Origin of the sequence: Flavobacterium psychroterrae (assembly GCF_018380615.1) — a bacterium.
Classification (GTDB): Bacteria; Bacteroidota; Bacteroidia; order Flavobacteriales; family Flavobacteriaceae; genus Flavobacterium; species Flavobacterium psychroterrae.
In genome coordinates, this window is the sequence record NZ_JAGYVZ010000012.1 from 98,975 (window position 1) to 114,847 (window position 15,873).

A 15,873-nucleotide genomic window follows, 5' to 3' on the forward strand; every position below is an offset into this window, starting at 1 on the left:
GATTTGTGGATTTTCCACAAAAGTAATAGACAAACTTTGTCTCATTTCTCACATCATTATACCATTAAAATGTTAGATAAAATCATACAGTTCAGTATAAAGAATAAGTTCGTTATACTACTATTTACCCTTGTTTTAATAGCTTGGGGAAGCTACTCACTTAATCAATTACCGCTTGATGCCTTGCCGGATATTACCAATAATCAGGTTCAAATTATCACATCAGCGCCTACACTGGCAAGTCAGGAAGTCGAGCAATTAATTACATATCCGCTGGAACAAGCCGTAAAAACAGTTCCTGATATTATAGAACTTCGCAGTATTTCCCGTTTCGGATTATCTGTTGTTACCGTAGTTTTTGAGGACGATGTTGATATTTACTGGGCGAGAGAACAAATATTTCAACGCTTAAAAAAAGCCGAAGAAAACATTCCAGCTTATGCCGGTTCGCCAGAATTAGCGCCAATTACCACAGGTTTGGGAGAAATTTACCAATATGATGTTTATGCCAAAAAAGGCTATGAAAACAAATACGATGCGGTAAAATTAAGAACCATTCAGGATTGGATTATAATTCCGCAATTGCAAGGCGTTAAAGGCGTTGCAGATGTAAGTACCTGGGGCGGAAAACTAAAACAATACGAAATCGCCGTTAACCCAAATACATTAAATAGCCTTGGCGTTACGATTACCGAGATTTTTGAAGCCTTAGAAAAAAACAACCAGAATACAGGCGGCGCTTACATTGAAAAAGACCAATTAGCCTATTTTATTCGTGGCGTTGGAATGGCAAAAGACACCAAAGATTTGGGAAATGTCGTAGTCAAAAACCGAAACGGATCGCCAGTTTTAGTTCGTGATGTTGCCGAAGTCCGCGAAGGAGTTGCCTTGCGTTACGGCGCATCAACCAAAGACGGAAAAGGAGAAATTGTTTCCGGAATGGTTTTGATGTTAAAAGGCGAAAACTCAAGCGCAGTCGTTCACAGCGTTAAAGAAAGAATGATTCAGATCAATAAAAGTTTACCCAAAGGCGTCGTTGCCGAAGCTTTTATTGACAGAGGAAAATTAGTCGATAACGCGATTGGAACCGTTACAAAAAACTTACTCGAAGGCGCGCTGATCGTGATTTTTGTTCTGATTTTGTTTCTTGGAAATCTTCGCGCGGGTTTAATCGTCGCTTCTGTGATTCCGTTAGCGATGCTTTTTGCCATTATTTTGATGAATGCCTTTGGCGTAAGCGGAAATTTAATGAGTTTAGGCGCAATCGATTTTGGAATTATCGTCGACGGAGCCGTAATTATTGTCGAAGCCACAATGCACCATTTGCAAAAACTCAAACGCAATAAAGAACTAACACAAAGCGAAATGGATGCTGAAGTCTATAATTCGGCTTCAAAAATCAGGAATAGTGCTGCCTTTGGCGAAATCATCATTTTAATTGTCTATTTACCAATTCTTGCCTTAGTAGGAACCGAAGGAAAAATGTTCAAACCTATGGCGATGACCGTTGGTTTTGCAGTTGCCGGAGCATTTATACTTTCGCTGACTTATGTACCAATGATGAGCGCTTTGTTTTTATCTAAAAATACCGAACACAAGGAAAATTTCAGCGATAGAATGATGGCTTGGCTAGAAGCTGTTTATACGCCGTTTCTGCAGAAAACATTGCAATTTAAAAAACTCGTTTTAGCAATATCATTGGGTTTATTCGCCCTCGGAATAATAGTTTTTAATAGTATGGGAGGAGAATTTATCCCAACAATCGAAGAAGGTGATTTGTCTATAAATGCGACAATCATGACAGGAAGTTCGCTTACGCAGATGGTTGAAACCACCACAAAATACGAGCAGATTTTAAAAGCCAAATTCCCTGAAATTAAAACCATAGTAACCAAAATAGGAAGCGGTGAAATCCCAACAGATCCCATGCCAATTGAAAGCGGCGATTTGATTATTGTTTTGAAAGACAAAAAAGAATGGGGACGAAAATACCATAACTGGGAAGAATTGGCAAACGCCATGAAAGAAGAAATGGAAATAATTCCAGGTGCCAATATTGAAATTTCGCAACCAATTCAAATGCGTTTTAACGAATTAATGACCGGAAGCCGAAGCGATATTGCCATCAAAATTTTTGGTGATGATTTAGAAGTTCTCGATGCAAAAGCCACAGAATTAATTTCGAAAATAAAAAGTATCGAAGGAATTGGCGATTTAAAAGCCGATAAAGTGACAGGATTACCACAAATCACAATCAAATACGATTATAATAAAATTGCTCTATACGGTTTGAATATTTCAGATATTAATCAAATTATCCGATCTTCATTTGCCGGAGAAAGTGCCGGAAAAATCTACGACGAAAGCAAAAGATTTGATGTTGTTGTGAGAATGAATCAGGACAATCGCGGAGATATTACAGATGTAAGCAATTTGTTTATTCCGTTACCAAACGGTCAGCAAGTACCTCTTTCCCAAGTTGCAACAGTGGATTATGAGCAGGGTCCGGTACAAGTAACACGTGAAGATGGAAAACGTAGAATCACAATTGGGTTAAATGTTCGTGGTCGCGATATTAAAAGTGTAGTAGAGGAAATTCAGCAAAAATTAGATGAAAATTTAAAACTTCCCGCAGGATATTATGTGACTTATGGCGGGCAATTTGAGAATTTAATCGAAGCCACAAAACGACTTTCAATTGCATTACCGGTCGCTTTAGGATTAATATTAGTCTTGCTTTATTTCACTTTTAAAAGTTTCAAACAAGCAGCTTTGATTTTTACGGCGATTCCACTTTCAGCAATTGGAGGCGTTTTTGCGCTCTGGATGCGCGGAATGCCGTTTAGTATTTCGGCAGGAATTGGATTTATAGCTTTATTCGGAATCGCGGTTTTAAACGGAATTGTATTGATATCGTATTTCAACCAATTGAAAACCGAAGGAATATTAGATCCGCTGCAAAGAGTGTTAATAGGAACAAAAACAAGATTACGTCCCGTTTTAATGACCGCAGCCGTAGCTTCGTTGGGATTTTTGCCAATGGCATTATCAACCAGCGGAGGAGCAGAGGTTCAAAAACCTTTAGCAACCGTAGTTATTGGCGGTTTATTTTCAGCCACATTATTAACGTTGATCGTTTTGCCAATTTTATATTTGTTGTTGGAACGTGGAGTTAACCGCAGAGAATAATTAGATAATTAGAAAATGAGATAATTAGAAAATTTGTCACTATGTGTAAAATAATTTCTCTCGCAGATTCTGCAGATCTGGCAGATTAGTTCAAAAGAATCGAAAAAAAATCTGCTCAATCTGCATGATCTGCGAGAGACAAAAAAGATAAAAATGAAAAATTCAATATATAAAAATAGCAGAAAAACCTTTGCGAATCCTTTGCGCTCTTTGCGGTTAAGTGCGTTCCTATTGGCAAATAAAACTTTGTGGTTAATTGCATTTCTATTGATAAGTACAATAACATCGGCACAAGAAAAAATCACTCTTGAAAAAGCAATAGAACTTGCCAAATCAAACAACATCGATTTAAAAATCGCCGATAAAGAAATAGAAAAACAAACCGTTCTAAAAAAGACCGCATTTCAGGCAGAGCCGCTTCAGGTGCAATATCAGGGCGGACAATTTAATAGCGTGGATTTTGACCATAATGTTTCGGTGCAGCAATTTTTCCCAATCGGAAACATTACAAAAGCCAACCGACAATTGCAGGAAGAACTTGTAAAACTTGCCGAGAAACGAAAAGCTTTATCTTCTTACGAAATAGAAAAAGCGGTTACGTTGGCTTATTATCAATATTTATACGGAGTTTCGATTCAAAAACTGAACTCGGAATTAAATGATATTTATACCAAATTCCTAAAAAATGCCGAGTTGCGTTTTCAAACAGGAGAAAGCGGAAATATTGAAGTTATTAGCGCTAAAGCGAAAGTAAAAGAGATTGAAACGCAAAAAGCACAATTAGAATATGATTTGGCGATTTATCAAAAGCAGTTGCAATTTTTTATTCAAACCGATGAAAATATTGTTCCTGATGAAAACACATCGCTGCAATATTCTATTTTAAAAGAAGAAGGAAATTCAAATGCAGAAGGTTTACTAACTGATTATTATGAACAGCAAATTTCGGTTTATCAAAAAGAAGCTAATACGTATAAAGCCATGAGAACACCAAAATTAGGTTTGGGTTATTTTGCGCAAACCATTAATACCGAATCTTTGTTTCAGGGTTTTACCGCCGGATTACAGATTCCGTTGTTTGGAGGCGTGAATACTGCAAAAGCTCAGGCTTCGGCAATAAGTATTTCGCAATCTCAATTGGCTTTGGATAAAAATAAACTAACGCTCAATCTGCAAAAACAGGAATTGCAAAACAACTTTGCAAAACAGCAAAAAGCATTAGAATATTATCAGAAAGAAGGTTTGCAATACGCAGATCAGATCATCAACACAGCGCAAAAAAGTTATGCAAATGGCGATATGAGTTATTGGTTGTACATCAGTTTTTTAAATCAGGCAATTGATATTAAAAAGCAATATGCAGAAGCAACACATAACTTCAATCAAAGCGCCATCGAACTTCAATTTCCAACCATCAAAAACAATTAGAATGAAAAATATAGTTAAAAGCTTAATAACAAAGTTCTCAATCCCGATGGCTACCGGGACGCAAAGAAAGGCAGCTTATAGCTTACTGCTTATTGCATATAGCGTTATTTTAACTTCTTGTAACGAGAAAAAAACCGAAGAAACCCACGAAGAAGAAAAATCAGAAACAGAAGTTGCATTAAACGAATCCCAATATAAAACAGTAGGAATTGAAACAGGATTAGTTGAAAACAGAAACCTGAACAAAGTCATAAAAGCCAACGGATATACGACAGTTCCGCCACAAAACTCCGCCGAAGTTTCGACTTTGATAGGAGGAACGGTGAAGGATATTTTTGTTCTGGAAGGGACTTTTGTAAACAAAGGAAAAGTGCTGGCAACGATTCAGAATCTGGAAGTAATTGAAATGCAGGAAGATTATCATTCGGCTACAGCCAATATCGAATATTTGCAATTAGAGTATAACCGCCAGAAAACCTTAAGCGATGAAAATGTAAACCCAAGAAAAGTTTTTCAGGAAGTAAAAGCAAAATTAGCGGCAGAAAGAGCCAGAGCGCAAGCAGCAAAAAACAAATTAGAAGCTTTGCATGTAAGTTCAAAAGGCAGTACATCATTAGTGCCAATTGTTGCGCCAATTAGTGGCTACGTTGGGAAAATAAGCATTGCAAAAGGCGCTTATGCACAAACCGGAGTTTCACTGTTTGAGGTAGTTGACAATAGCCAGATGCATTTGGATTTAAATGTGTACGAGAAAGATTTAGGTTCGATTTCAGTTGGGCAGGTAATTGATTTTGTTTTAACAAATCAGTCGAATAAATCAATTAAAGGAAAGATCTTCGGAATCAATAAGTCATTTTCGAATGAAAGTAAAACTGTTGCCGTTCACGCCAAAATCGAATCGGCAGATGCAAAAGGACTGATTCCCGGAATGTACGTTTCGGCAAATATTAACATCACAAATGCGACTGTTCCTGCATTACCAAAAGATGCCGTTGTTCGAAATGCTGATAAATACTTTGTTTTTATTGAAGAAGAAGAAAACGCAGGACATGAAGAAAAGAAAACAGGAACTGAGGCAGCCCACGAAAAAGAAATCCATTTTAAAGCTATTGAAGTCATTCCCGGAACCACAGATTTAGGTTTTACCGAAGTGAAGTTTGTAAATGAAATTACAGCCGATGCAAAAATTGTTACAAAAGGTGCCTTTTATTTGCTTTCGGCATTGAAAGGCGGGGGAGAACATGATCATTAAAGAATTTTGTTTCAGGTTTTATTTGTTTCAGGTTGGTTAGCTGCAATTCTATAACCTCAAACAGAAAACTAAAACTTTGCGACTTTGCGTCTTTGTGCGCATATTTATAATCTCCAGCTAAAGATGGAGGCAATTCAACAATAACACCAAGCTAAAAAAAGCATTATGAAAGAAAAACTTTGCGACTTCGCGTCTTTGCGAGATTAAATTTTTCAAGCTGATACGAGATTAAAATAACTTTCAATAGAAACAATTACAACAAAATCCGTAAATTTAGAAAGTGTTTTAGAATTGCTATTAACATACGGATGCCGTAGATCTTGAACAGATTTATTATTCACAATCTTGTCATCCTGACGAAGGAAGGATCACACAAGAAACTCCGCAAAGAAAAGAGTCAATCGTTGCCAATTATGTAATGTGATTTCTCCTTCGTCGAAATGACAAAACTTTGTGTAAAATTAGCATAACGTCAAAGTGTAAACCTTGAAACAAGCAAAACCTGAAACAAATAAAACTTAAAATACCATAATTTGAAATTTTTCTATGGAACATATACATAAAGAACAAAAAATCACAAAAAAGAAAATCAATCAATCCGGATGTTGTTCTGCGCATGAAGAACACGCACATTCAGATGATGACGGACACGATCACGATCATGAACATAATGGTGAAGGCGGTATTTTTAAAATGTTTTTACCAGCCATAATATCCTTTATTTTATTGCTTATAGGCATTGGTTTTGATCATTATTTTCCGCAAAACTGGTTTACGGGTTATGTTAGAATTGGTTGGTATGTGGTGGCGTATTTACCGGTTGGGCTTCCGGTTTTGAAAGAAGCTTATGAAAGTATTATGAAAGGCAATGTTTTTTCAGAATTCTTCCTGATGTGTATTGCCACAATTGGTGCTTTTGCAATAGGCGAATATCCTGAAGGTGTTGCCGTAATGTTATTTTATACCATTGGCGAAAACTTTCAGGGATTGGCGGTTAGTCGGGCAAAATCGAATATCAAAAGTTTATTGGATCAACGTCCTGATGAAGTCAATGTTTTAGAAAATAATGTTGCCACTAAAGTCAAAGCGGCAGATGTTTCCATTGGATCGATTATTCAGCTTAAAGCGGGAGAAAAACTAGGATTAGACGGCGAATTACTATCTGATAATGCTTCGTTTAATACCGCGGCATTAACCGGCGAAAGTAAACCTGATACTAAGGTAAAAGGAGAAGCTGTTCTTGCCGGAATGATTAATGGCAACACAATTGCATTAGTAAAAGTAACAAAAGCATATAACGATAGTAAATTGTCTAAAATTTTGGAAATGGTACAAAATGCCACGACCAAAAAAGCGCCAGCCGAATTATTCATTAGAAAATTTGCTAAAATTTATACGCCAATTGTCGTTTATCTGGCGATTGCAATTTGTTTTGTTCCAATGCTTTTTGTTGACAATTACGTTTTTAATCAATGGTTGTACAGAGCTTTGGTCTTCCTTGTAATTTCTTGTCCGTGTGCTTTGGTGATTAGTATTCCGCTAGGATATTTTGGCGGAATTGGCGCTGCAAGTAAAAATGGAATTCTGTTTAAAGGAAGTAATTTTCTGGATAGTATTTCAACGATTCAGAATGTGGTAATGGATAAAACCGGAACCATGACCGAAGGCGTTTTTAAAGTTCAGGAAGTTATTATTTCGGAAGATTTTAATAAAGAAGAAATCCTGAAATTCGTCAATGTCCTGGAAAGTCAAAGTACACATCCCGTGGCGACTGCGATTCATAATCACGTGGGTGAAATCGATGCTTCAATTGAATTGAAAAACGTTGAGGAAATTTCCGGACATGGTTTAAAAGCGGAGATTAACGGAAAAGAGTTGCATGTTGGGAATTTTAAATTGATGGATAAATTCAATATTAATTATGACATAGATCCCAATGAGGTTGTTTACACGACAATTGCGATTGCGTACGATAAAAAGTTTGCAGGATATTTAACGATTGCCGATGAAATTAAAGCAGATGCACAAGAAGCCGTAAACAAACTAAAAGCATTGGGCGTTAAAGTTACCATGTTAAGCGGTGACAAAACAAATGTTGTTCAATTTGTTGCCAATAAACTAGGAATTACCAACGCTTTTGGAGATTTATTACCGGAAGATAAAGTCAATAAACTAAACGAAATAAAAGCCAAAAACGAAACCGTAGCATTTGTTGGCGATGGCGTAAATGATGCTCCGGTGATTGCTTTAAGTACTGTAGGGATTGCGATGGGAGGTTTAGGAAGTGATGCCACAATTGAAACCGCCGATATTGTGATTCAGGACGATAAGCCAAGTAAAATTGCGATGGCAATCAACATAGGAAAACAAACTAAAAAAATTGTGTGGCAAAATATTACTTTGGCTTTTGTGGTCAAAGCATTTGTACTGATTCTTGGCGCTGGGGGATTAGCCACAATGTGGGAAGCCGTTTTTGCCGATGTTGGCGTAGCCTTATTAGCCATATTGAATGCCGTAAGGATTCAGAAGATGAAGTTTTAATTAATCGCCGCAATTTGCGGCGATTATTGTTTTTTTTATTCCTTTTGAAAAGATCAGCTATAAATGAATAAACCCTTTGGCTGCAATTATTTTTACACATAGAAACGTAATTTTTTCAGCTAAAAAGGTGTTTCATTTATTAAAATACACAAAGCTGGCTCTGTGAAAGAAATAGATTTCTTTTTGCGTTCTTTTTACATCTAAAAATCTATGTTTCTATGTGTTTAATTGAAATTTATAATTGCATCCAACAGGTTTAATTAGGGAATCTTACCTCAAACGTGGTTTCATTTTATAATATGGAACGCAACATTAATTAAATTAAATAATTGTTTTTGAGTGAAGTAGTAGTTTTGTTTCAGATCAAAAACAAAACCATGAAAAAAGTACTTTTAGTATTCATAATCCTGATATTGCCCTATTATAAAGCGTGGACACAAACAAAGATATCTGATAGTATTTCAACAGCTAAAGCAAAAACGAAACGTGTTGATTTTAACGTAATGCCGTATATCAATTATAACAGAACGCTGGATTTTATGTTTGGCGCGATCCCAATGATGATGTACAAACTGGATAAAACAGATACGATTTCGCCTAAATCATTATCGGGGATTTCAGCAGTTTACACTATCAATAAATCTTATTTTATAGCCTCATTCAACAAATGGTATTTTAAAGAAGACAATTGGCGAGCCCAACTTTTTCTGGCAACGGGAAATCAGAATGCGCAATTTTTTGTAGATGATATTGATGTTCCGGATTTCTATGATTACGGAACCAAAGCCAATATGATTAATTTTAGTCTGCAACGCAAAGTAATCAAAGCTTTATATGTGGGAATTGGTTATGCTTATGCACATTACGATACAAAATACGAAGATGATATCGAGCCAGGTTCTGTATCCCACACAAATGGATTACAGCTTAATGTAATGTATGATTCGCGCGATGAAGTATATTATCCGACGAAAGGCGATAAAATAAAATTGCGATGGCTCAATTATCCTACTTGGTTTGGAAACGATATTAGTGCAAATAAGATTATCTCAGAATATGATAAATATTTTCCCATGCGAAACGGAATCGATGTGTTTGCAGCGCGTTTTTCAGGGAAATTCGGTTTAGGAAATATTGCCTTTGAACAGCAAACCACAATTGGCGGAAATGATATCAGAGGATATTCTGAAGGTAAATATCGCGGAGACGGATTGATTGATTTACAGGCGGAATATCGTTATAATTTTGGTAAAAAAATGGGGCTTGTTGGTTTTGCAGGTTTGGCTACTATTTATGGATCTGATACCGAAAGTTTCAACTGGAAATTATATCCCGGAGCCGGAGCCGGTTTTCGATATCGGGCATTTAAAACCGAAAAATTTAATGTTGGTTTAGACGCTGCTGTTGGAAAAGGAGATTGGGGTCTGTATTTTAGAATTGGCGAAGCTTTTTAAATTATTATTTCTTGAGATGTTTGGGTTCCTGAATTTCTCCATTTCCGAAAGACCAATTTTCTAAACCATTATTTTCCAGTAAAACAATAATCACGTTATTGATCAGAATTTCTGTAGAAGCAGCGATTCTGACAGCAATTTGATGGTACAAGTTTTTCTTTTGTTCCAAAGTTCTTCCTTGTCCGGCGGTAATCTGGACATAAATTATATCTTCAGAATGTGAAATGCCAAGGTAACTTTCAGGATACTTTATCTGATGAGGTTCTAGTTCTTCAATTACATGAAAATAATCAGCTGCAGGAATATGAAATTCGGCTATTAAAGCATGATGAATGGATTCTGAAATATTGTTTTTTGTTGCTAATGAAAGCTTTTTTGGAAGACTGATTCTAACGAATGGCATTTTGTATTGTTATTTAAAAGTGATGTAATAGCAAAGATAATTGCTCAATTGAAAAGTGAAGATAAATTTTTTTAAAAAAACAGCACAATAATGCCGGATATAAACACCACAGGTTTTTAAAAACCTATTGTGTTTGAATATTCAGCATCATAGCAATCAAATTATTATTATTGTAAAATTAAGAAAAAGATAATGCTATAGAATTGTTATTATTTTCTATTCTAACGTCAGTTTTATTGCTTTTAGAAGGAGTTTGAGTTGGGTACCAATTGCGATAAGGTTTGACAATAATAAGTAAGCCTTCGTCATCTCCAATTGCTGCAAAATTTTCACTATTATAGTTTTTACTAAAAAAAGCAAGGTTATAATCTTCTATCAATTGCTCTCCTAATTCCATTGGATTTTCATCAACAATACCAATTTCGCTAATGTTTAATATTGATTTCGAACTAAATTCTTTTATTTGCAAATTGTCAAGATCATGTCTGGCAATAAACTCTAATAAATTGCCATTGTTATCATAAAAATAAACAGCATTGGCATTCCAGGTCTCAAAATTCGCAATTATACGTTTATCCTCAATAATTAGTAAATCTATTTTGCTATTACACCATTTAATTGCTTCGTCAAGTTTATTCTCAGGAATATTAAAGGCAAAGTGGTAAATGGAATTAAAATCAGGATTTTCAATGAATTTTAAAACCGAATCCCCAGCCTTAATAGTAACCGAATTTGAATCTTTTTCTATAATAGGCAATTCTAATATATCCTGATAAAAGCTAATAGTATTTTGAATATTGTTTGTCTGAATTTGGATGTGTTCTAATTTCATAATGGTATTTTTAAAAAGAAAAAAATTTTCCTTCGTTTCAAACAAATTTAAAAAATGATGCTTCTATTTTTGGTTATAAGCCATTTTATACTTCAATGAAGCAATAGTAAATTGTGATGAGAATCTCTATCATATTGTGGAAATATATTTAGCAGATAGTCCCGATAGCTATTGGGACATATATTTTTAAAGTATTAATTTAAAGGTTTTTAGAAAGTCATGCTTTTTGACATAGGTATTATGAGATTTATTTGAAGTGAAACGTTTTTTATAGATTTTTCGATATATGTGCCGATAGCTATCGGGACTATTTGTTAAAAAGATATAATCTAAAAAGTAGAGATATGATAAATAGAAAAGCCCACTTCAATGAAGAAACAGGCTTTGTAGATTTGAAAATTTTTGGGGCAATTAACAAATCATTTATTTTGGCATTGTTGGAGTAATAATTCTGCGTGTTGGCGTGCTCAACGTTTCTATAAAAGCAAGAAGATCACTTATTTCTTCTTTACTTAAATCCAGTTTTTTAAGCATCGGATCTATTTTTGGAATCAAAGAATCTCTTGCAGTTCCCAGATATTTTTTCTGAATAGGAGAGGGATTTCCCAGATTATACAATTCAACCACATCTAATAAAGACGGAAAATGTCCGTGATGCATCCATGGCTTTGTATTTACGACTTCACGAAGCGTTGGCGTTCTGAATTTACCAATATCTGCTTTGTCTTTAGTAACATTATAACGTCCGAAATCTTCATTTTTTGTTCCAAATAAAGTTTGTCCGTCATTATGAAACTGATTATCGCTAAAATAAGGCGTATTGTGGCAATTGATGCATTGCGCTTTGGTTCTGAACAAATGCAAACCTTTCACTTGTTGATCTGTAAAAGCTTCTGATTTTCCGCTCACAAACTGATCAAATTTACTTTTAGGGCTGTTAATTGATCTTTCAAAAGTGGCAATCGCATATTGAATTCTTTCTAATGAAACTTTTTTATCTCCAAAAGCAGCTTTAAAAAGCTCGTTATATCCTTTAATTTCGGCAATTTTATCAACCGCAATCGTCAGTTTCTCGTTCATTTCAAGCGGATCACCAATCGGGAATTGCGCCTGATCTTCCAGACTTGAAGCGCGACCGTCCCAAAATAAAGTTTTGGCATACGCCGAGTTTAAAATCGTCATTGAATTACGTTTTCCGGTTTGGCGATCATGACCAAAAGAACGCGTTAAATTATCTGTCCAGCCCAATTCAGGATTATGGCACGAAGCACACGCAATTTGTCCGCTTATAGATAACCTCGGATCAAAAAACAAGATTTTCCCCAGACTTTCTTTTTCCTTTGAATACGGATTATACGATGGATATGGAACAGCAGAAAGTACTCCAATATCCTGAAATGCTTTTTTGTCGATACTTTTATCTAATTGTGGCGCTGGCCAGGAAGTTGGATCTCCGCTGGAATACAGTTTTCGCAATTCCTGAACATCGATATATTCTGGTTCTTCAATGCTTTTATAAGCGGTGAGGCTTATTAAGAGTAGAAAGGGGATTATTAACTTTTTCAAATTTATGTTTTTTTAGTTTCAGGTTTTAGATTCAGTCGCAGTGTTCAGTATTCAGTATTCAGTTTTCAGTTTTCAGTCTCAGTTTTCAGTTTTCAGTCTCAGTTTTGCGATGAGAACTTTGTCAAAGTTTAAAACTTTGACAAAGTTAGCGACTGCGACTGCGACTGCGACTGCGACTGCGACTGCGACTGCGACTGCGACTGCGACTGCGACTGCGACTGCGACTGCGACTGCGACTGCGACTGTAAACTGAAAACTGAATACTGCTATTAAAGAGTAACTTCCTTAGGGCAATCTGCGTTTATCGCGTTAATTTTCGGATATGTTTTATTGTTGTATATTTTGTATAGTCCCGAAACAGTTCCTCCAAAAAGGGTATCATTTGTCAGTTTTAATTCAAAAGAAATTTCAAATAAACCTGCGCTGATTTCTTTATAAGTTCCTTCACCTGAAATCGCGATAATATGACTGTTTTTATTAGTTCCTGCAATGGTAATATCCTGCGGAATCACTAAAACTTTACCACTCGTTTTACTATTTCCTTTGTCAGGGAAAAATTCTAAAGCCGATGTAATATTGAATCCTGGAGAGCTTGCGCCTGCGGTTGCCTCATTAGTGAACCATCTTTTTAGGTTGAAAGAATTGGTTGTTGATGTTCCTGTGGCAACGTTAAAACCAATTTTGAATGCATCGTGATAAACATCATCATTTGGGTTTGCCGTTCCTTTGTCGCTGTATAAAATGGCATTTTCATTGTCTTTTGTTACAACAACCGGAAAAGTAAATGCATTAAACGCCTGCCATGCACAAGTTCCGCTTTTGTCAAACCAGTTTTCACCATAGGTTAAATAAAACTGATTTGATAAATCGTAGAATTTAGAAGCCGGATTTGCCTGAACATCTCTTGGTGACTTTATTGGCTTTGCAATCGTTAAGTTAATATTTCCGGTTGCAATATAGTTGGCAGTTGTAGCAAGGGAAATTTTAGTTTCATAACGAACATCATCAATTTGAATATCTTCAAGAAGTTTAAGATGATAGGTTATAGAACTTCTGTTATCGCCGTAATCGTCGTGAGTTAAGGAATATTCAAAACCATTCACGAACTTAAATATAGAGTTTTCATCAATTTCTGAAGGAACAAAACCGTTAGGGAAATTAACCTTAAAATCAGTTGTTTCGCCAATTTGTCCTTTTATAATAAAATCTTTTACAGGAAAAGTGTATGGCGTAACGACTTCGCCCAGATTTATCGTAAAAGTATCATTTAGAGCAGTTGCATTTAGATTTCCTATGTGAATATCAGCATCAGATGTATTGTCTAATTTTAAAGTAATGGTTTGTTTGTCTTTCCATCTTTTATCAAAAGACAAATAAATAGTATCCGTTAATTTATTGCCCTGAAATAGTAATTGTGTTGCAGGTTCTACAGTAAAAGTATCCGGATCGCCGGAAGTTGTGGTGATAAAATTTGCCTTAACAGCACTTTTTAATGTTGCTGAACTTAATGTAACAGGAACTTTAAGTGTTTTAACTGATTTGTTTTCATAAGTTGTCAATGGCAAAAAAGTAGTATTCACTGCTGGATATTCAAGCGGAACACCGGCATCAGTTGCAAGGAAATTAAAGCGGATAAAAGGAGTAATGTTTTGAGAATCCAGCCTGTAATCGTCTTTAGAACAAGATGAATATAAGAGTACAACTATACTCAATACGGATATAATTTTAGTAAGATTCATTTTGTTTTAAGTTTGAGTTAAGGTTTAAATTGCGAAGTGGTATTGGCAATATGAATTTAGGGGAGGGATATGCTAAACTGCAAAGCAAAGAGATACAGCCATCATTGCGGGAAACATCTTTTTTGTTGCGGGCAATGTCAAAAAACAAATGTCCTTCAAAACAAAGCTCTTTTCTGCGTTCTAAAAATAATGCATCTGCAATATTGCTATTATTTGTTAGTAACGAAGCTTTTGCCCGGGCTCTGATAGTATTAATATCTGTTCTGGCTTGTTCCGGATTATCTAATCCCAGAGCGGCTTCGGCACGAATTAAATATTGTTCACTTAATCTAAAAGCGACATAACCAGGATTATTCTGGAATTTTTTCGTGAAATTATATTTTAGATCAACAGGCTGTAAATTCACAATTGTTGGTATCGATTTTTCTAAAAATAATTGCTTTCTGATATCTGTACTTTCATATAGATTTACCAAGTCAAGAGATGCGGCATAACCACCATAACTTGCATCAGAAATATATCCATAAAATGTAGACATTGAACCGCTTGTAGTTCCTTCATCGCTTTTAGGAATAGAAAATTCTAATAAAATTTCGGAAACCGGAAGATCAGGCTGTTCCCATTGCGCGATATAATTGTCTGAACTTACTAGACTAATACCTGAGTTTACTATAATATCGTTTGCCGTGTCATATGCATTTTTATAATCTTTTTTGGCTAAATAAACTCTTGATAATAAGGCTTTGGCACTTGTTTTATTGAAATAAGAATATAAAGGTCCGTCAAGTAAAGCTTTATCAGAATAGAGATTTATAGCCGTTGTAATATCCTCGACAATAAAAGTATACGTATTTGCAACAGTTTCTCTGGTAGGATAAGTAAGTTTTTCATTTATTGAAGCCTTATTATAAACAATCCCAAGATGAGAAGCATCAGCAGAAAAATCATAATTCTGACTGAATAATTCGATTAGTAAAAAGTGTGTATAAGCTCTAATGGTCAAAGCTTCGGCTTTTATTTGATTTTTCTCAGCAGCTGTTGCATCAGGTAAAGCATCTGTAAATTCTAAAAGCAAATTAGTCTGATTAATTACATCATAACAATTTCCATAAAATGAAACCAGATCAGAATCATCAGATCGATCGTCAAAGGCATAAATTCCGGTAATATTAGCCGGAATGGTAATTCGGCTTTTAGAAGAACCAGTACTTAAAGAAGGTGTAAATTTTAAATTTCCTCCCTGTAAATCTGCATAAACAGCAAACGGTTCAGTTCTAACAACAGCTTCAAGTTCGCCATAAAGACCTTTCATTGCCTGTAAAATTCCTTGTTTGTTCTTTAATTGTTCTGTTATCGAAGTTTGTGTTCCGGGTTCCTGTTCTAAAAAGTCACTACAACTTTGGAACAAAAAAAGAAATCCCAGAACCAAAGTAAATTTGAAACTTATGATACGTTTAAAATTTTTCATT

At 35.3% G+C, this 15,873-nt stretch carries 10 protein-coding genes; 5 read left to right on the forward strand and 5 right to left on the reverse strand.

Annotated elements, in window-relative coordinates; genetic code table 11:
* Window positions 1-69 precede the first annotated feature (69 nt).
* From KHA90_RS13905 to KHA90_RS13925, 5 genes are all read left to right on the forward strand, one after another.
* Window positions 70-3,189 carry an efflux RND transporter permease subunit gene (locus tag KHA90_RS13905; RefSeq protein WP_213301450.1) on the forward strand — a complete coding sequence of 1,040 codons (3,120 nt, stop codon included), beginning with the start codon at window positions 70-72 and terminating at the stop codon, window positions 3,187-3,189.
* A 153-nt stretch (window positions 3,190-3,342) separates the two neighbouring features.
* Window positions 3,343-4,617: a TolC family protein gene (locus KHA90_RS13910; RefSeq protein WP_213301238.1), complete on the forward strand. Its 1,275-nt coding sequence runs from the start codon at window positions 3,343-3,345 to the stop codon at window positions 4,615-4,617.
* Window position 4,618: 1 nt separating this feature from the next.
* Window positions 4,619-5,869 (forward strand): efflux RND transporter periplasmic adaptor subunit, encoded by a 1,251-nt coding sequence (locus tag KHA90_RS13915; RefSeq protein ID WP_213301241.1) that lies wholly within the window; start codon window positions 4,619-4,621, stop codon window positions 5,867-5,869.
* Between the two features lie 546 nt (window positions 5,870-6,415).
* On the forward strand, window positions 6,416-8,410 hold the full coding sequence (locus KHA90_RS13920) for a heavy metal translocating P-type ATPase (protein ID WP_213301244.1): 1,995 nt from the start codon (window positions 6,416-6,418) through the stop codon (window positions 8,408-8,410).
* Between the two features lie 377 nt (window positions 8,411-8,787).
* Window positions 8,788-9,864 (forward strand): BamA/TamA family outer membrane protein, encoded by a 1,077-nt coding sequence (locus KHA90_RS13925; RefSeq protein WP_213301259.1) that lies wholly within the window; start codon window positions 8,788-8,790, stop codon window positions 9,862-9,864.
* A 4-nt stretch (window positions 9,865-9,868) separates the two neighbouring features.
* Here the strand turns inward: KHA90_RS13925 and KHA90_RS13930 are convergent, their stop codons facing one another.
* The 5 genes from KHA90_RS13930 to KHA90_RS13950 form a co-directional block, all read right to left on the reverse strand.
* Complete coding sequence (locus KHA90_RS13930; protein ID WP_213301261.1) at window positions 9,869-10,267, reverse strand: tautomerase family protein; 399 nt, start codon at window positions 10,265-10,267, stop codon at window positions 9,869-9,871.
* A 178-nt stretch (window positions 10,268-10,445) separates the two neighbouring features.
* Window positions 10,446-11,099: a VOC family protein gene (locus KHA90_RS13935; protein WP_213301263.1), complete on the reverse strand. Its 654-nt coding sequence runs from the start codon at window positions 11,097-11,099 to the stop codon at window positions 10,446-10,448.
* A 423-nt stretch (window positions 11,100-11,522) separates the two neighbouring features.
* Window positions 11,523-12,665 carry a cytochrome-c peroxidase gene (locus KHA90_RS13940; RefSeq protein ID WP_244860344.1) on the reverse strand — a complete coding sequence of 381 codons (1,143 nt, stop codon included), beginning with the start codon at window positions 12,663-12,665 and terminating at the stop codon, window positions 11,523-11,525.
* Window positions 12,666-12,934: 269 nt separating this feature from the next.
* Complete coding sequence (locus KHA90_RS13945) at window positions 12,935-14,404, reverse strand: hypothetical protein (RefSeq protein WP_213301265.1); 1,470 nt, start codon at window positions 14,402-14,404, stop codon at window positions 12,935-12,937.
* Window positions 14,391-15,872: a RagB/SusD family nutrient uptake outer membrane protein gene (locus tag KHA90_RS13950; RefSeq protein WP_213301267.1), complete on the reverse strand. Its 1,482-nt coding sequence runs from the start codon at window positions 15,870-15,872 to the stop codon at window positions 14,391-14,393. The genes KHA90_RS13945 and KHA90_RS13950 overlap by 14 nt, the downstream gene beginning before the upstream one ends.
* Window position 15,873 lies beyond the last annotated feature (1 nt).

Bases quoted from the DNA above. Each gene is read 5' to 3' on its own strand.
- KHA90_RS13905 (WP_213301450.1), top strand. From the start codon at position 70: ATGTTAGATAAAATCATACAGTTCAGTATAAAGAATAAGTTCGTTATA.
- KHA90_RS13910 (WP_213301238.1), top strand. From the start codon at position 3,343: ATGAAAAATTCAATATATAAAAATAGCAGAAAAACCTTTGCGAATCCT.
- KHA90_RS13915 (WP_213301241.1), top strand. From the start codon at position 4,619: ATGAAAAATATAGTTAAAAGCTTAATAACAAAGTTCTCAATCCCGATG.
- KHA90_RS13920 (WP_213301244.1), top strand. From the start codon at position 6,416: ATGGAACATATACATAAAGAACAAAAAATCACAAAAAAGAAAATCAAT.
- KHA90_RS13925 (WP_213301259.1), top strand. From the start codon at position 8,788: ATGAAAAAAGTACTTTTAGTATTCATAATCCTGATATTGCCCTATTAT.
- KHA90_RS13930 (WP_213301261.1), bottom strand. From the start codon at position 10,267: ATGCCATTCGTTAGAATCAGTCTTCCAAAAAAGCTTTCATTAGCAACA.
- KHA90_RS13935 (WP_213301263.1), bottom strand. From the start codon at position 11,099: ATGAAATTAGAACACATCCAAATTCAGACAAACAATATTCAAAATACT.
- KHA90_RS13945 (WP_213301265.1), bottom strand. From the start codon at position 14,404: ATGAATCTTACTAAAATTATATCCGTATTGAGTATAGTTGTACTCTTA.
- KHA90_RS13950 (WP_213301267.1), bottom strand. From the start codon at position 15,872: ATGAAAAATTTTAAACGTATCATAAGTTTCAAATTTACTTTGGTTCTG.